This is a genomic window from Candidatus Krumholzibacteriota bacterium, from assembly GCA_034520215.1.
Taxonomy (GTDB): Bacteria; Krumholzibacteriota; Krumholzibacteriia; order Krumholzibacteriales; family WJIX01; genus JAGHBT01.
Genome location: JAXHNR010000001.1, coordinates 198,599 through 216,940, shown reverse-complemented (window position 1 = coordinate 216,940; position 18,342 = coordinate 198,599). Strand labels below are relative to the sequence as shown.

General features: G+C 46.7%; 13 protein-coding genes. 1 reads left to right on the top strand and 12 read right to left on the bottom strand.

The window, feature by feature from the left end:
* Positions 1 to 190: 190 nt before the first annotated feature.
* From U5O15_00935 to U5O15_00905, 7 genes are all read right to left on the bottom strand, one after another.
* The gene (locus U5O15_00935) at positions 191 to 3,250 is read right to left on the bottom strand and encodes an efflux RND transporter permease subunit (GenBank protein ID MDZ7859229.1); all 3,060 of its coding nucleotides are present in this window, start codon (positions 3,248 to 3,250) and stop codon (positions 191 to 193) included.
* Positions 3,251 to 3,252: 2 nt separating this feature from the next.
* Entirely contained in the window at positions 3,253 to 4,356 is a 1,104-nt protein-coding gene (locus tag U5O15_00930; protein MDZ7859228.1) for an efflux RND transporter periplasmic adaptor subunit, read from the bottom strand.
* The gene (locus U5O15_00925) at positions 4,353 to 5,873 is read right to left on the bottom strand and encodes a TolC family protein (GenBank protein MDZ7859227.1); all 1,521 of its coding nucleotides are present in this window, start codon (positions 5,871 to 5,873) and stop codon (positions 4,353 to 4,355) included. The genes U5O15_00930 and U5O15_00925 overlap by 4 nt, the downstream gene beginning before the upstream one ends.
* A 1-nt stretch (position 5,874) precedes the next feature.
* On the bottom strand, positions 5,875 to 6,525 hold the full coding sequence (locus tag U5O15_00920; GenBank protein MDZ7859226.1) for a TetR/AcrR family transcriptional regulator: 651 nt from the start codon (positions 6,523 to 6,525) through the stop codon (positions 5,875 to 5,877).
* A gap of 259 nt (positions 6,526 to 6,784) precedes the next feature.
* On the bottom strand, positions 6,785 to 10,087 hold the full coding sequence (locus U5O15_00915) for a S41 family peptidase (GenBank protein MDZ7859225.1): 3,303 nt from the start codon (positions 10,085 to 10,087) through the stop codon (positions 6,785 to 6,787).
* A 153-nt stretch (positions 10,088 to 10,240) separates the two neighbouring features.
* A complete protein-coding gene (locus tag U5O15_00910; GenBank protein ID MDZ7859224.1) occupies positions 10,241 to 11,653 on the bottom strand; it encodes an NAD(P)/FAD-dependent oxidoreductase in 1,413 nt (470 codons plus the stop codon).
* A gap of 27 nt (positions 11,654 to 11,680) precedes the next feature.
* Positions 11,681 to 12,325 (bottom strand): SagB/ThcOx family dehydrogenase, encoded by a 645-nt coding sequence (locus tag U5O15_00905; protein ID MDZ7859223.1) that lies wholly within the window; start codon positions 12,323 to 12,325, stop codon positions 11,681 to 11,683.
* Between the two features lie 357 nt (positions 12,326 to 12,682).
* On the opposite strand from U5O15_00905, the gene clpB reads away from it, so the two are divergent.
* The gene (clpB, locus tag U5O15_00900) at positions 12,683 to 15,313 is read left to right on the top strand and encodes an ATP-dependent chaperone ClpB (protein ID MDZ7859222.1); all 2,631 of its coding nucleotides are present in this window, start codon (positions 12,683 to 12,685) and stop codon (positions 15,311 to 15,313) included.
* A gap of 238 nt (positions 15,314 to 15,551) precedes the next feature.
* Here clpB and U5O15_00895 read toward each other — a convergent pair whose 3' ends face one another.
* The 5 genes from U5O15_00895 to U5O15_00875 all read right to left on the bottom strand — a co-directional run bounded on the left by U5O15_00895 (position 15,552) and on the right by U5O15_00875 (position 18,329).
* Positions 15,552 to 16,043 carry a ferritin family protein gene (locus U5O15_00895; protein ID MDZ7859221.1) on the bottom strand — a complete coding sequence of 164 codons (492 nt, stop codon included), beginning with the start codon at positions 16,041 to 16,043 and terminating at the stop codon, positions 15,552 to 15,554.
* Positions 16,044 to 16,104: 61 nt separating this feature from the next.
* Entirely contained in the window at positions 16,105 to 16,263 is a 159-nt protein-coding gene (locus U5O15_00890) for a rubredoxin (protein ID MDZ7859220.1), read from the bottom strand.
* Positions 16,264 to 16,352: 89 nt separating this feature from the next.
* Entirely contained in the window at positions 16,353 to 16,967 is a 615-nt protein-coding gene (locus tag U5O15_00885; GenBank protein ID MDZ7859219.1) for a flavin reductase, read from the bottom strand.
* 333 nt (positions 16,968 to 17,300) lie between these two features.
* Entirely contained in the window at positions 17,301 to 17,876 is a 576-nt protein-coding gene (locus tag U5O15_00880) for a rubrerythrin family protein (GenBank protein MDZ7859218.1), read from the bottom strand.
* 63 nt (positions 17,877 to 17,939) lie between these two features.
* A complete protein-coding gene (locus tag U5O15_00875; GenBank protein ID MDZ7859217.1) occupies positions 17,940 to 18,329 on the bottom strand; it encodes a desulfoferrodoxin in 390 nt (129 codons plus the stop codon).
* Positions 18,330 to 18,342: the final 13 nt, after the last annotated feature.

The window sequence follows — 18,342 nt, the reverse complement described above, 5'->3', positions numbered from 1 at the left end:
CTTTTACTTTCACGGAACAAGGCGCCTCCTTACACCATCTTCTTTGTTTCCGCGGCTCGTTGAAGTTCCTTCGAATTTACTTACTCGACAATTAGAATAATAGCACAAAACCGCCTTTTATGTCAACCCTAAATATAGCGGTAAAATTAATATATTTGCCGAGCATGAAAACGGGGGTAGGCATCAAAGGTCAATTCCCACTCTCTATCGACAGTTTGTCTATCAGAGTATACGCGGCCGGTATAACAAAAAGTGTAAACAGAGCGGCAACGAGGACTCCCCCTATCAGAACAACGGCCATGGGCGTCCGGTATTCGGCTCCCGCGCCTCCCGCCGCCTGCGGAATCATCCCCACGGCGATAGCAAGATTAGCTATAATAATCGGCCTCAGTCTTGTGGTGCTTCCAGCCAGAAGCGCCTCATCTCTTTGAATCCCTTTCTTACGCAACCTGGATGTGTAGTCCAGAATCAGGATGGCATTGTTTACAACTATACCCACAAGCATCACAACAGCCATAAGAGACATAATATTTATAGTCTGCCCTGAAAAGAAAAGGGCCGACGCGACACCGATTAGACCTAGAGGCAGCGTTATCATCACCGTGAAGGGATGAACAAAACTTTCGAGAATCGCCGCCATCACAATATAGACGAGAATAATCGCCAGAATCAGGGCTTCGAAAATAGCCTCGAAAGATTCATCCTGAATTTCAGCGTTACCTCCGTACTGAACGGTAACACCCCCGGGTAATTCCGCATCGGCCAGCCTTGAATCTATCTTCCCGCGCGCTTCACTGAGAGAGCCGGAAGCTATATTCGCCGTTATCTCTATCATACGTCTTTTATCTCTGTGAAGGATCGCCGCGTCTCCGCTCTTTTTCTGAAAATTTCCCAGCTCGGAGAGAGGAACTGCCGAGCCGCGGGTGGAAAGAACGGGAAAGTTCTCGAGATTAGCCAGGAGCGTTCTCTCTTCTTTTCCCATACGTACAACAATATCAAATTCCTCCCCCTTTTCTCTGTACACTCCGGCCTCAGAACCTTCGTAGGCAGTTCTTAGAGTTCTCGCCAGAGCAGCGGATGTTATGCCGCGTTCCGCCAGCTGAGCTCTCATGGGTGAAATGGCAATCTCCGGTTTACCCTCCTCCCTGCTGGTCTGTACCTCAACAAGACCCTCGATGGAATTCAATATATCAAAAACCTTAGATCCCGCCCTGTTGAGCTTTTCACTGTCGGAGGAAAGCACCTGCATAACCAGGTCCGCCCCACCGGGACCACCGCCTTCACCGCTCGACGAGAGACTGATGTCGGCGTCCGGGATATCGGCGAGCCTTGATCTCATAACACCCATAAGCTCTTGGGCCGACCTTTCCCTCTCTTCTCCCTTTACCAGCCGGACTACTATATACGCGTCTTCCACACCCCTCTGCCCGCCCCCCGCCTTGATCATAACCCCTTGAACTTCAGGAAACTCAAGCATTCTCTTCTCAATTCTTCCGGTCAGTTCTGTTGTTCTTTCCAGGCTGGTTCCAGCCGGAAGCTTCATTCTGACCGTTACCATGTTCTGATCTATCGGGGGCATAAATTCGCCTCCTATAAATGTGAAAAGATAAATGGCAAAGGCCAGAAGCGCGGCGGTCGCGAGCGAGAGCCAGCCCCGGTGAGCCAGAACACCTGAAAGAATTCCGCGGTATCCGGCGGACAGCCTTTCGTAGAAGTGATCCCATTTCCGCCCGATACGCAGGGCAAATGTTAAATTCTCCTTTTTCATAACCGTTTTCTTGGGCCTGAGAAGCCTTGCAGCCAGCATGGGGACCATCGTAAAACAGATCACAAGTGAAAATACCGTGGCATATACAACCGTCATTCCGAACTGAAGAAAAACACGTCCTATAATCCCGCTCATAAAGGCTATCGGAGTGAACACTACTATATTTGTCAGAGTGGAGGCCAGAACCGCTATAGCCACCTCAGCCGTCCCCCTCTCAGCCGCTTCATGAGGATCCATTCCGTCATGAACAAAGCGGGTTATATTCTCTATAACTACAATCGAATTAGTTACGAGAACACCCACTGACACCCCGAGAGCGAGAAGCGACATTACATTTACCGTGAACCCCGAGGATTCAATTAAAAGAAATGTCGCTATAACGGAAACGGGCATCGATACCACCGCGATAAGTGTCTGTCTCCAGTTATGAAGGAATATAAAAAGCAGGATGGAAGTAAGAAGAATCCCGAGCATTATATTTTTAAGCACATCCTGTACTGCGTCGGAGACAAAAAGAGAAAGATCGTTTGTTATATGCACCTTGACATCCGGCGGTAATTCAGCTTTCAGACCTTCAACAGCTTCCCGCACTTCACCGCCGATCTTTACTGTATTACCGTCAGACCTCTTATTTATCGAAACTCCTATTACGGGCTGACCGTTGTATGAGGAAAATTCCCTCGCTTCCTCTGTCGTATCTTTGATAACGGCTACTTCCGAGAGCGGTAGCGACCCGCCCGAGGGAAGAGGGATTCTGAATTCAGCCAGCTCCGCCGGGCTTGCCACCTCTCCCGTCAATCTGATACTTGTTTCGCTGGCGCCCCTTGTGATACGTCCCAGAGGAGCGTTGAGATTATATGAGGCAACGACACCCAGAATATCCAACAGACTGAGATCATAAGCCTTAAGTCTTTCCGGATCTGCGACCACACGGATTTCACGCTGCCGCTTTCCCGTTATCCCGACATCCGCTACTCCGCCGATACGGCTCAGGCGTTCTTTTACGACATTATCCGCGATACGATAAAGTTCGGCCAGATCACGGGGACCCGAGACGGCAAGTTCCATTACGGGCGTTGAAGCAATATCAAATTTACTGATAACCGATTCCTCGGCATCTTCGGGCAGCTGAGGCTGTATCGCATCGACCTTGTCCTTAACATCAATAGCGTTCATATCAACGTCGGTCTCAAGGTCGAATTCAATTATGACCTGCGAGAGATTTTCCATTGAAGTTGAAGTCAGGTTATCAACGTTGGCTATTGTGGAAACCTCATCTTCGATCTTCTTTGTTATTTCGCTTTCAACATCAGCGGGAGAAGCTCCCGGATATACGGTGGTAACAACTACAACCGGAACATCAATTCTCGGCATAAGCTCAACAGCGAGACGCTGATAGGAATAGAACCCCAGTACAGTGAGAAGGAGAAGCACCATAGTTGTAAGCACAGGCCTGCGTACGAAAACTCTTATAATATTCATCCTTATCTATCCTCCCAGCCGCCAACTATTTTCACGCTATCTTTGTCATCCAGATCGCTTTGCCCGAAAATAACTACAGTTTCTCCCTCTGTTATACCGGAAGTGATCTCCGCCGCTTCGGGAGTTATAACACCGACTTTAACTCTCCTTAGCCGCGCTCTTGCAGCATCATTCGGGTTTTCTTCAACTACAAAAACGGAATATCCATCATCACCCTCTATGAGGCAATCAGCGGGTATATTCAGTATATCTCTCTTATCAACTGTCTGAACTTCAATAGAGACAAGCAACCCGGGAATAAGCCTTCCCTCAGGATTGGCGAATACGGCCTCCCCACCGACGAGATGGGTTCGCGGATCAGCGGAGAGATCGAGTTTTGTCAATTCCCCTTCGATACGATCTTTATTATACCTTGATTTCCATACCGCCTTCTGTCCTCTTTCAAGTGAAGCGGCCTGCCGGCTTCCCGCTTTCAGCGTAACTATGACGCTGTCGGTTCTGGCGACCCGGGCCAGAACTTCCCCGGATACAGCCATCTCGCCTTTTCTCACGTTAATACTCGTTATTATTCCTGAATAAGAGGCAACGAGTCCCACACTGGAGGCCGCGTTCTCAAGGTCGGACCTTGCTACTTCCAATGCCGTTTGAACTTTTTCCAGATCCCGTTTCGAAACAGCCCCTTCATTATATAGTGCTTCCATCCTTTCAGCTTCATTCAAGGCATTTTCGTAAACGGCTTTTGACCTCCTGTAGGAGTGCAGCATCGGGTTGGGAGCGTCCCTGTCCAGTCGAATTACAAGCTCTCCCGCCTTTACCCTTTCATTCTCCCTTTTTAACACTTCTACAACCTCAAGTGTGTTTGTAGAAACAATCGGATATTGAAGCTTGCCTTCAACCGTTCCTGTCAGCGTGCTCCAAACTTCAACAGCCCCCCTCCCCGCGGTTATAACCTCTACGGGCATCCCTTCTTTTTCCTGTATATAAGCAATCCCGGAAGGTTCTTCATCAGCATCCAGAGTCCAGAATCTATAGGCAAAAAGCGCTATCACCACCACACCTGCGAGAACGATAATAAAGATCTTCTTCTTTCCCTTTGAATCAGTCATCTGCTATCTCCTTTTTGTCTATTTTGTAAGAACTCTGGAGTAACTTTCCTGCCTACAGAAAGTTCCAGTAATGCTTCCGCGATGTTACAAGAATAAAGCGCTTCGGCGAGCTGAGCCCTCGCTCTTGTCATAGCCAATTCAGAATCCAGTCTTTCCAGCAGAGTTGCCATTCCATTCTCAAGTCGCAGAAGAGCTATGCGGTGGGCTTCCTCTGAGAGTTTCACCGCTTCTCTGCATCCCTCGAGAGAACTTCGCGCGCTCTCGAGTCCCAGCCGGGCATTACGGACGGCCGTTTCCTTATCTCTCACAGTCTTTTCAAGTTCAAGCTCCGATACACGAAGCTTCGCCCGAGCTTTCTTTATCTCCCCTTCTGTTCTGAACCCGTCGAATATCGGAATACTGAATCCAAGCGTTACCGCTGAGCTTCGCGCGATATGATCCTTCCCGGGAAAATAATCTTCCGACCACTGGCTCTGAAAGGCGTAGTTGGCTGAAACCTGCAGCATCGGCCATCTCTGGGCCTTTCTCATACTCAGGTTATATTTACCGGCGTTCATCCTGTGTCTTAGAGCCTTTATCTCCGGACTGCTTTCAAGCGTAACTCTGAGCAGATAATTAATCCCCGGAATACTTCCCGTTGCCGCCAGGGTATCCGCCAGGGTTATCCCTGTTGAATAATCAAGTCCGCATCGTTTCTTTAATATTATCATTTTCTGTCTGAGATTATTTTGCCGGATTGCCAGTGGAGCCTTTCTGTTGGCAAGTTCTGTTTCAGCCCTCATTTTGTCGAATCTGCTGACAGAACCCCTCTCATACCCGACCCTCGCAATTCTCGCCGCTTCCAGAGTCATCGAAAGAGCCTTTTCGGCAATACGAACCCTTTTTTCGGCAAGGAGAACGTTATAATAGGCCTCCTTCACTCTATAGGAGGTCAACTTCTCGACTGCCTCCTGCTGGTACCGCATCGCTTCCGCGGCCTGGCTCGAAGCCTCAATTGCCGAAGAAACCCTCCCTGCTGTCCAGAGATTCAGAGTAAGAGTGGCGGCGCAGGTAAAATCGTTGTCGCTGCCCATTTCAACCCTGGCAGGAGCGTTCATAGCAGTCTGAAAGGCCTCCGGAAGGAAAAACGCGGGCTTTTGGATATTTCTGCCGTATTGCCCCGCTATATCCAGATGGGGCAGCCGCTGCGCCTTGGCGGAAAGAAGATCCGCTCTCGCTGCTTTTATCTCCTGACGGGCCTCTTTAAGGGTTTCGTCATTGGTCAAAGCAAGGCGCAGGGCATCCTCGAGAGTGAGATTAATTGACTTTCCATTCAGATCGTTTTCTCCCTCAACAGGGCCGTAATCAGAATTCTTATTAGCCTCAGCGTTCTTTCCGGTTAAAAGATCCTCTGTTAACATTGTGTCTGCCGAAGAAGTCGGCTTACGGGCTGAGACTCCTTCCGATACTGAAAACTGCAGGCCGGCGATTAATACAAGAAGAATCTTCATAGTATATTGACTGAATCTTATCTTCATCTTATCTACCACCTCTTAAAAGATCTGGTTCTCTTCCCTCCAGCGGTCTTAGTATTATTCTGTCGAGAAGCTCCAGCATTTCATCAACTGAAATTGATTCGCCGCGTGAAACATATTCATCTATCATATGATCTACAGCTCCAATTATCATGGCCGCTACAAGTCCGATATTATCACTTTTATCAATAACAATATCTCCAATCCGGACAGCTTCAGAAAGAAGAGCTGAAAGTTCTTCACGGTATTTTTTTATCTTTTCATTAATTTCCCCGTCCATATTAACGGGATTTTCATTCTGGTAAATCAGCATGAAATCACGGTTTTCATCAAAATGCTCGAATGTCGCTCTTATCTTGCAGCGGATACGCTTAAGTGGAGGATCGGTCTTATTGGAGCATTTTTCACTTTTAAGTTCAAGCTGCTGCAGCTGATACCTCATTATATTCTTAAAGAGATCCCTTTTGCTCCTGTAGTAATTGTAGATCATTCCAACAGAAACGCCCGCGTTGTCCGCTATTACCTTCATAGTTGTTCCGCCATAGCCGTATTTCGCGAACATCTTTACCGCGCTTGTTATAATCATTCCGCGGTTCATACGGTGGCGTTCTTTCTTCCGTATCAAGCGTTTTTCTTTAATATTATCTCTTTTCATCCAAGCTGCCTCTTAAGCAAAACCCATGCTTATCTTACAAATCATCAGCAAGGGTCATTCTAGAAATGAACATATATTCATTTTATGAACTAATATTCATATAATATCCTCGGGGGCTCTCCGCAACCATTTTCGGGATTTTAAGAAAGGTTCTGTTTATAAAAAGCATTAATTAAGTACAGGCCCCGGAATTTAAATTTCCCGGGGCCTGTTGGGCTAATCACAATTTTATTTATCAACCGATAAAGAAGTGGCCGTTTTACTTCATAAACTTATCTACAGGATAAGCCTCGTGTTTAGGCCAGGGCCTCGGTTCGTTCTCGATTTTCGCTTTAAGAACCTCAATAGCCTTCATCAGCTGAGCGTCATATCCCTCGGATACTTCCACCGGATCGAGGTCAACAGTTATATCGGGGGTTATCCCTTCATTTTCTACAATCCATCTGCCGTCTCTGTCGTAGATCCTGTAATCAGGAGCGGAAATACCGCCTCCGTCGATCATACTTATCCACATTGAAACTCCCACAAGACCGCCCCACGTGCGGGTGCCTATAACCGGCCCCATACCGGTCATTTGAAATTCCATAGGAAGCTCGTCGCCGCCCGAGCCGGCCTGCTTGTTCGTAAGGCAGACCATGTGAGCTCTTGTCGCCACGGAGGGAGAGGTCTGGTCATGAGAATATCTTCTGGTCCAGTATGTCAAAGGACTTCTCCTTAGCCGCCTCAAGAAGATGGCGGGATTGAGACCGCCCGCGTTAAATCTGCCGTCAACGATCAGCCCTTTCTTCCTCGTCTGAGAATAGAAATACTTTGGAAATTCCCTGGCTGATCCGAGGTATGTGTCTGGAAGATGGATATACCCTATTTCTCCGCCGGACTCTTCCCAGGCAATCATTCTATTGTGTTCCACCCAGTCGAGATAGCGCAGCGTTTGTTCTCCCCGGACGGGTTTAACCGTATACTCGCGCGAACCTCTACCGTCAGGACGCTTAGAAACCTCGATAGTCACCTGCTCTGAGGCGAGGCCCTGGAAATAACTGTATATATTATTTTCCGCGGTGACATTAATGCCGTTTACTCTGATAAGGTAATCACCTTCATTAACATTGACTCGGGGCCTCGCCAGCGGAGGCAGAATATTCCTCGTCCAGTCGGAAACCCGGTAAATCTTCGAAAAACGGTAGCGGCCTTCCCCTTTGTCAACTTCCCAGTCAACACCGAGCATGCCGACATTCATCTTCTCCGCACTTCTTCTGTGATCGCCTCCAAACTCATAAGTATGAGATGTATTCAGTTCACCTATCAATTCACCAACAAGATAACCGATATCCTGTCTGCAGGAGAGACGCGGCAGGAGTTTCCCGTACTTTATCTTCATCGCGTCCCAGTCAACACCGTGCATTCCCGGTTCATAGTAGAAATCGCGTTCCATTCTCCACGCTTCATAGAATATCTGTTTCCATTCCGCGATAGGGTCGAGCCGCATTTTGAGACCGGAAAGATCAAGCTCCTCTCCCTTTGAATTTTCCGCGCCGGAACTTATTATACCTACACTTTTTCCCTTCTTATAAACAATATTACTGCCGTCGGCGGAAAGCCTGTAGCTGTCAATATTCTCGATCACCGTTGTCTCTTTACGGTCCTCGAAAGAGAACCTGACAAGATCGCGCGGACCTATCGCTCTGAATTCGAAGTGGTTAAAATCCCCTTCTTCTTTGTTAAGATAAAAAATCGAAGATTTACCGCATGAAAGCTCGCGGTAGTTGCCGCGCTCGAGGGGAAGCATTTCGATCCTCTCGGGAAGGCCTTCAAAATCTATTTCAACTTCAGATTCTTCGCCATCTTCGTCCTCTTCTTCTTCCTCTTTCCCTACTTCGTCACTTCTGAAATTTAAGAGCGGATCATCGCCCTTTTCCAGAGTAAGACAGCAGATGGCCGCCGCCTTTTTATATACCATCTCCCATTCAAAATCACAGAACGTTGGATCGAACCTTCTGTTGGACACAAAGAAGAGACGCTCTCCGTCTTCTGAGAATACCGGACCGAAATCGTTGAATATCCCGCTGCTCGCGGTGTGAATCCTGTCATTTTCCAGAGAATAGATATAAACCTGGTAGATCTGGTCTTTGGTCATCTTTGAGTACGCGATATACTTGCTGTCAGGCGACCAGCAGAAGTCATGAATCGGCTTATTGTTCAGAGCCACATCCACGTTTTCATATTCCGCTCTGTCGACTAAAGTCACTCCGCCCTTTTCGATGTCAATATAGTAGAACGCGAGGGTCTGATCGGCGAAGGCAATCTTCTCTCCGTCGGGGGACCAGAGCAGTGAATGCCGGTATCCATCCTTATTTTCAGTGAGCTTAACCGCCTCTTCTTTCCCCCGCGAGTCGATAATATAAATTTCATACTCTCCGCTCTTATCGGAAATATAAGCTATATTCTCTCCGTCCGGAGACCAGACTGCTCCCCTGTCCCGCGCGCCTGAATCTGATGTCAGATTTCTCGTGGGGCCGTGCTTGGCGGGTACCGTAAAGACTTCGCCCCTGGCGGTAACAAGCGCTCTTCGGGCTCGGGGCGAACAATCCACACTCGTTATATTATCTTTAACTTCAATCACGGCAGGCCGGACCTCGGGAACATCCGTTTTTATCTGAACAGGGATTTCCTCCGACTTACCAGTCGCGGTATCGAGTATTCTGAGTGTACCGCCCAATTCATATACGATATTCGCGTTTCCGCTGCTGGGACGGCGGACGTCGTACTCTTTATGGTGTGTTATCTGCCTGACCTTTTCCTCTCCCGCGGCCGGGTCACACGAATAAATATTTAGCACACCGTCACGGTCGGAACTGAAATATATTCTGTTTCCAATCCACATCGGGATACGGTCGGTCCCTTTAAAATCAGTAAGTTTCCTGTCCTCCATCTTATCGAAATCAAAAATATACAGCTCCTGAGCTGTTCCGCCTTGATACCGTTTCCATGTCCTGAACTCCCTGGGAACCCGGTTATAGACTATCTTGCCGCCGTCCGGCGAAAAGCTCCCCTGAACTGCTTCATGCATTATCATCTCTTCGAGGCTGCTCCCGTCCGGGGAAATGAGAAACAGGCGGTAAAACCTGCTGAAACTTTTTCTTGCTGATCGAAAGATGATCTTGTTCTTTACGGAATGCCAGCCGACAACTTCGTCATAACCGGGATGATATGTTACGCGGGTTATATCTCCCCCGTGCCTGTTCATCACGTATACATCCGTATTTCCGTCATACTGACCTGTAAAAGCTATCATCGAACCGTCGGGCGAGAACTTCGGGAACCGTTCAATTCCGTCGCTGATAGTAATCCTTGTCGCGACGCCTCCCTCTGCCGGCACCGTCCAGATATCTTCACCGTAGACAAAAACAACGGTATCTTTGTAAATATCGGGAAATCTCATTATCGGCCTGTCAACCGACGCTCTGCTCATACCCGCAAGCAGAACAACAGAGAAGACTACAAAGAAGGCAATTCCCGCTGTTTTGCCCCTTATTAATCCACGCTTGAACCTTCGCGAATCCATATTTGCCGCTCCTTTTTCAAATTTAAGTTAATAAAACAGCTAAAATGAATTTGAACTATCCTCGGCGAAACATTCTATCAGACAATTTACATAAAGGTCAAACATTTCCGCCTCTCATGCAATCCTTTATGGTATATGAAGTAACGCTGAAGTTTACATTTTCCTGAAGAAAAAACGGCATAATTTCTTGATAAAAGAGCTTTCCATCTTTTCCATCATCCACATTTCCGAAACCCTTTTACTCAAGAAGCCCATCGTGGGGAATGAATGGGCCAGGAACATAACGTCATGCAGTCTGATTTTTTTCTGGATTACAAGGGCCCATTCATTTATCATTTCGCCCGATCCGTCACCCACGATACTTGCTCCAAAAACCCTGCCCGACGAATTCGCGAAGATTTTAACAAACCCCACTCCCACATTTTCGGCGATTGCGGCACCGTAATCTTCATACTTTGATACATATGTTCTGTACTTGATGCCCCTCTCCTTTATTTCTTCTTCTCTCATCCCCGCGTATGAAACCTGAGGCTCCGTAAAAACAGTCCACGGAATAACATATTTTCTATAATTGAAAGTGGAGAATGGGCTTACAGCGTTCATTATCGCGAACATCCCCTGATGCATCGCCGCGTGGGAAAACATAATACCGCCATTGCAATCTCCCACAGCATATATATTTTTAGCTGACGTTCTGTATCTGGAGTCGACCTCGATTGCGCGCTTACTGTATTTAACCCCCGCCCCATCTAGGTTCAGTTTATCCATGACGACCCTTCTTCCAGCCGCAATCAGCAGTTTTTCTGATGTAAGAGTAAGCCCGTCTTCTGAATACAGGGAAATTTTATCTCCGGTCCTTTCAACTTTTTTTATCTTTCTTGAATTATAGACTTCGATATCTTCCCTTTTAAAGAGATCCTCGAGAAGCCCGCCCGCTTCCGGATCTCCAAGCGGAATAAGAAAATCGTCCATATGAATAATACTGCACCTGGTACCGAGACGCGAAAATGCCTGGGCCATCTCACAACCTATAGCTCCTCCGCCGATTATTGTCATACTCTCGGGTATTTCGGTCAGTTGAAATATATTCCTGTTTGTCAGAATTTCTATGTCGGCGACACCTTCAATAGGCGGCACCATAGGCTCTGTGCCTGTGGCGATGAATATTTTTTTTGCCGTGACAGTTCTATCTCCGACCCTTAGAGTATGTCTGTCAACGAAACTCGCGCTCCCTTCACCTAATATAAGCTCTACCTTCTTGAACATCTTTATTGTCTTTTTATCAGAAATAAATTTCAAATATTCATCGATCTTGGTAAAGGGCTGGCTGATTTCGGTTGCCCCATCTTCTGTCAGTCCCATCTCTTTGAGCTTAGCCGCCGCGTGTTTCATCTTCGAAATTATAAGCAGAGATTTGCTGGGAATACATCCCACATTCATGCACTCCCCCCCTATCTTCTCTTTTTCCACAGCGCATACCTTCAGTCCCATTTCCGCGGCCATCACGGAAACCGCCATCCCCGCCGGCCCCAGACCAATACAAATTAAATCAAAATCATACTTCATCAATATTCCTCCCGGATTGAAGAACAGCTACTTTTCAGGGTAACCCACGGATTGCGCGAAGACAACTCTCTGATCCCGCTCAAGCCGCATCTTCTCGCCCAGCGCCTTTCTGTCAACCATACCCCGGACAACTGTAGCCAACCCTTCAGAAGCGCAGTAAAGATAAACATTCTGACTGATAAACCCGGTGTCCGCGGCTGAATAAAAATCTTTCCTCTCCTCGCTCATATCGCTCATCCTTGAATAGTCAGCTACAAATATAAGATTCACGGGCGCATCTTTTACAAAATCCTGCCCGCCGGTCTCAGCCCTTATATCTTTATCCATAACAAGCTCTAGTGTATGCTTCTTCGCGTTGTAGAGGTAAAGACCGTCAGCCCTCGATACATAAACATCAATCTCCTGCCAGTTCACGGCAGACGGAGCGGTACGCTTTCCCGACTCAGGGCGATTTACTCCGAAAGCGGCCCATAGCAGATTTGAAAGCTCCTGCACGGGAAGCTCTTTATCGCTGAACGCCCTCATTGACCTTCTCTCCTGGAGCACCCTCATGAGCGGCCTGCCGCCGTCAATTTCAGGTTTTAAGAGCTTAATAGTTTTGCCTTCCCGCGCGGAAACTTCTGTCAGGCAAGCAAAAATCAGAAACGGTATTAAAATAAATTTCGTACGCATAATAATCCTCCTTTGGTTTAATAATAACTTCCAACTCTACTCTTCACATACTACCATCTTAATATCCGCTGACGCAATATAAACTCATGATGGAGTAACCCCAATTCTTCATCTGCAGGATATAGAATTGCTACAGACCGGAAAGAATGTCTTTGGGAAAAACCTAAAATAATACTGCCACAATGACATTTTTTATTAATGACAGCTGTCATCGCGGCAGTATATTAGTCAGTTACAAGGCAGAATTACTCCCTTCCGTTAGGTGCGGCCAATCCAACTCATTGCCATTTATACACATACAGAATATTATAAAATATGGCACGCTAACTGCGTTAATCAAACGTCAAAGGAGAGATTATGTTAAACCAGGATAGATTTACAGTAAAAGCACAGGAAGCTCTAGTATCGGCGAGAGAATCCGCCCTTAAGGGCCGGAACACGGAGATGGAGCCGGTACACCTCCTCGAAGCGCTACTTAAACAAGAGGATGGAATAGTTCTTCCAGTAATAGAGAAGATGGGCGTAAACACAGCGGCGCTCGCTCAATCTTTGAATAACGCCCTGTCCGCCTGCCCGAAAATAGAGAAAGGCATAGGAGATGTCCGTCCCTCTGTTGAACTGCAGGAGATATTGAGAGAAGCTATGACTGAGACCGACAGGATGAAGGATGATTATATAAGCAGTGAGCATCTTCTTCTTGCCCTGGCGGGCGATGAGACTTCAACTGGAAAAATACTCCGCACGGCCGGAATTGACCGCAATGGACTTATAAAAGCTCTTGAGATGGTCAGGGGCTCACAGAGTGTGACGAGCCAGAACGCTGAAAGCACATACAGAGCTCTGGAACGTTTTACAACCGATTTTGTCCGTCTCGCCCGCCAGGGAAAACTCGATCCTGTTATAGGGAGAGATGAAGAGATAAGACGGGTCAGCCAGGTTCTCTCCAGGCGCACTAAAAACAACCCCGTGCTTATCGGAGAACCGGGCGTCGGTAAAACAGCCATAGTAGAGGGGCTCGCCCAAAGAATCGCCGCGGGCGAAGTGCCTGAAAATATAAAGGACAAGAGGTTGCTGGGGCTGGATATGGGATCTCTGATCGCGGGCGCTAAGTTCCGGGGTGAATTTGAAGAGAGATTCAAAGCCGTTTTAAAGGAGGTAACGGGAGCTGAAGGCCAAATAATACTTTTTATAGACGAACTGCACACACTCGTCGGAGCGGGTGCGGCCGAGGGGGCCGTAGACGCGTCCAACATGATAAAACCGGCTCTGGCCAGAGGGGAACTCAAATGCGTCGGCGCTACAACACTGGACGAGTACAGAAAGCACATAGAAAAGGACGCCGCTCTCGAGAGGAGATTTCAGACTATCCTTATCGGTGAGCCGTCAGTCGAAGAGACAATCGGTATTCTAAGGGGTTTGAAGGAAAAATACGAAGTACATCACGGAGTCAGAATAGTTGATTCCGCGCTCATAGCCGCCGCGAAGCTATCAAACAGATACATCACTTCCCGCTTCCTGCCGGATAAAGCGATAGACCTTGTCGATGAGGCTACCTCCGCGTTGAGGATGGAGATGGACAGCGTTCCCGCCCAACTGGCACAAATCCAGGATAAGATAACCCAGCTTGAAATAGAGAGAAGAGCACTTGAGAAAGAAAAGAAAAAGAAAGAGGTTAAACAGCGTCTCGATGAAGTCAAGAAGAGACTTTCAGATCTTGAGGAACGCGCCTCGGCAATACGAACAAGATGGGAACACGAGAAGAAGATTGTCGGTTCAATACGTGAAATCCAGGAGAAACTCGACCGCGCCAGAACGGAAGAAAAGCTGTCTCAGAGAGACGGAGACCTCGAAAGAGTGGCAGAACTGAGATACAGCGTGATCGTACAGCTTGAGAAAGAGCTTGAAGACTCGAGGGAAGAATTCAAGAAACTGGAGGAATCCGGCAATCAACTTATCAGGGAGGAAGTAACAGAAGATGATATCGCCCGGGTCGTAAGCAATTGGACCGGAATACCTGTTAGTAAAATGGTGGAAAAGGAAAGGGATAAAATAATAAATCTCGAGAAGAGACTTTCAAAACGTGTCGTGGGTCAAAAAAAGGCTATCGAGGCGGTAAGCAACACGGTAAGGCGCTCGCGGGTCGGTTTTCATAATCCCGACCAACCCCTCGGATCCTTTATTTTCCTCGGCCCGACCGGTGTCGGAAAAACGGAACTCGCCAAAGCTCTTGCCGAACAGCTGTTTGACGACGAGAAGGCAATAATCAGAATAGATATGTCGGAATTTATGGAAAAACACTCCGTTTCCAGACTTCTCGGAGCTCCGCCCGGTTATATCGGATATGAAGAAGGCGGGTATCTTACTGAAGCCGTAAGAATAAATCCGTATTCCGTGATCCTGTTCGATGAGATCGAGAAAGCCCATAACGATGTGTTCAATGTCCTTCTGCAACTCCTGGACGATGGACGGCTTACAGATTCCAAAGGACACACTGTGGACTTCAGAAACACTATCGTGATTATGACGTCAAATCTGGGAAGCATCTATCTGGACGAAAAGGGGAAGACAGACCCTGAAGAAATCAGAAAGAAGATGAAGGGAGCTCTCAGGGATTCTTTCAAACCGGAATTCCTTAACAGGATAGATGAAATAATCACTTTTGATTTCCTGTCCAAGGATAATATATCTGATATTGTTAAAATACAGATAGAGATGTTGAACGAAAGACTCAAAGAAAAGAACCTCGATCTTAAAGTCTCAGAAAAACTCATGGAAGCTCTGGCTGAATCGGGTTATGACCCTCAGTTCGGAGCGAGACCTCTTAAAAGAATCATACAGCGAACGATACTTAACCCAATGGCAAAGAAACTTCTGGAAGGGGACATAAAGGAAGGCGCTACCGTTCTGGCCGACTGGAATAACGGAGAGGTAACGTTCGAAGAATTATCCCCGTCCGAAGGGAATGACGCGAAAGTATCCGCGCGGTAGCAGCATCCTTTTTACAGCGCTGCCGCCCGCGGACTGCTTTCCGCGGGATTAGAAATTATAAGCCAAATTTATCAAACCTTTGCAGCTTAATCGCTTCAAACCCTCTCTACTTACATATCTTTAAGTAGCTGTTGTGCTGATAAAAACAGAGTTTAAGACAGGTATGAATAAACCCGTCAGCCCTAAAGCGTAATAATTCTTTCCCTTCGAATGATAAACGGAAGCATTTTCGCTTATTTCACGTCAGGTTTTTTATCTCTTTTGATATTTTTACTACGTGAGTATGCTCTTCGTTTATCAATAAGTCGATCTTCTCCCTGCCAAGCTTTTCAGGGGTCATATCCTTCATGGCTATAAAAAAGAGTATTGTGTCTTTTTCAAAATTCAACGCCGTTTTCAGAGCTTCTAACTCTCCATCCATACTCGCAGCGACCCTCTCGGCTTCCTGATCACCTGTAAAAAGCCTTGATTTAACCAGAGCGTCTAGATACAGTCTCTCCTGGTCTTCAGGATCAGGCATTGAGCGGGTAGTTAATTTTTGCGGCAGAGATCCGCGGAGTCCGGCAAAAACCTGGTGGTGTTTTTGTTCTTCATCGGCGAGATAGTCCATTAACTCTTTTACTTTCGGGTTTTCCATTCTCCCGGCTGCTTTCCTATAGTACGATTCGCCGCTCTTTTCGATATCCATAGCCATTTCGAATACTTCATCGGCATTAAAAAATGAGCCCATCTTTATTCTTCCTTCCGATCAAATAAATTGACAATCTCAAGATAAAAGTTCCGGCTGGACGCTAGATCTTTTCAAACTCATCCTTGCCCGCGCCGCAATCCGGACATACCCAGTCCTCGGGCAATTTTCCGAAGGGAGTTCCAGGGTCTACTCCGTTATCAGGATCTCCCTTTTCGGGATCATATATGTAACCACAAACCGTGCATTCCCACTTATCCATTTTTTCTCCTTTCTTAACTTGAACAACTTCCCTTTTTAAAGATCATACCCATAAAATACCTGAAGGCCTATTCCGTCTGGCGAATGCTCTTAACGCTGTTTGTTCTTATGATAGTACTCGTATGTCATGGGCGCTTCATCCTTTAAAACCTTACCTCCCACCACATCACCTACAAATATGCTGTGAGTGCCCGCGTCGATCTGAGAATCTTTGATAAGCTCGCATTCTATATACCCCAGAGAATCTTTTAAAACCGGACATCCCGTTCTTCCCTTGACAACGGATATGCCCTTGAATTTATCAAACTCTCTTCCGGATCTGTACCCGAATCTTCTTACTATTCTCTGATCTTCTTTTCCGAGTATCGAGGCGGCGAACACTCCGCTTTTTTCAATATATTCATGTGTGAGATTTTGATGGTTTATACCTATAGCGAAACGGGGCGGATCAGATGTTATCTGCATGAAAGCGTTGCATATCTGTCCGTTTATTTTCTCACCGTCTATGGAACTGACCATATACAATCCATAACTGACCTTCCAGCATGCCGCCACAACATTGTCAATTTCTTCTCCGGGGAATCCGTATTCATTCTCCCGTTTGAAGGACTTTCTGCCGGCCCCGCATTCAGGACAGTTCTTCGGCGGAAAAACCCCGACTTCAGAATAACCGCATTTTTCACATAACCATTTTTGTGCTATCATTGTCTATCACCATCAGGGGATTCCGGGTCCTTCACTAACAAAAACAAGAAATAAATGATTTTACTCTTCTGAATAAAGCATTTAACACAGCCTGTACTTTTTGTCCTTAAAACTGTTGACTTCCCGTTCCTTCCTCTATTAGAATATCCTTACAGCTTGTTTTGTGTTAAGGGAGCGATCGTTAAAGGGATTCATGCAGTCTCCAAGGGTGTATATCTATAGATGATTGATGTCATTCTGTTGCTCCTTATACGATCGCTCCACTTCTGTTTTGTTTTCCTGTTTCACATATCTTTAAAAGAGCCTTTCACTTAAAAGGTATTAAGAGTGAAATCAGTAATTTTCTCCGAGTATCTCAAAATGTGCCCTGGGATGATCGCAAGCGGGACATACATCCGGCGCTTCAGTTCCCTCATGAATATATCCGCAGTTATCACATTTCCATCTTTGAGGTTCTTCTCTCTTAAACACCCTTTTCTTTTCTATGTTTTCAAGCAGATCCAGATAGCGTTTTTCGTGCTGTTTCTCTGCTACCGCTATCCTGCGGAAGACTTCTGCTATTTTACCGAACCCTTCCTCTTCTGCAGTCTTGGCGAATTCGGGGTACATCTCAGTATGTTCGTAATTCTCGCCTTCAGCGGCCGCCTTAAGATTCTCAGTGGTGCATCCGATAATTCCGGCGGGATATCCGGCTTCTATAGTAACTTCGCCCCCTTCTAAAAATTTAAAAAGCCTTTTGGCATGTTCTTTTTCATTGCGCGCCGTTTCCATAAATATATTGGAAATTTGCACGTACCCTTCCTTTTTGGCTTTTGAGGCAAAATAATCGTAACGGTTCCTCGCCTGTGATTCTCCTGCGAATGCCGTTAAAAGATTCTTTTCAGTTTCAGTTCCCTTAAGGGATGCCATCGGTTAACCTCCCCAGTTTACTCTCTTCCTGTTTTCTAACTTCATATAATAATTTTTCTGTTTCTACTCAGTAGCCCACAGTTTGTGAATATTACAGAATTCACGAGCCTTAAGGCCTTCGGAGCATTCCTCACAGACTATAAAATGTGTTCCGGGTTCTGAACCGGGTTTAAGATATTTACGATATACCCTGCCCGCGTCACTGGAAATTTCTATCCATTCTATGTGATGTTCTTCTGTCATGGGGTGAGGAGTGCTTCCTACTGTCACCTTTATACTATCTCCGTCTTTTTCAATCACCGGTACATGCTTCTCGTTTTTCCAGTCAGCTGTCTGCTCCTCAAGAAGCTCCATAGGCTCGCCGCAGCAAACCAGCTCTCCTTTTCCTCCGTGAAGAACTTCAACGATATTTCCGCATATGTTGCATTCGTATACTTCCATTCTCGCCGCCATTTAATACCTCCTT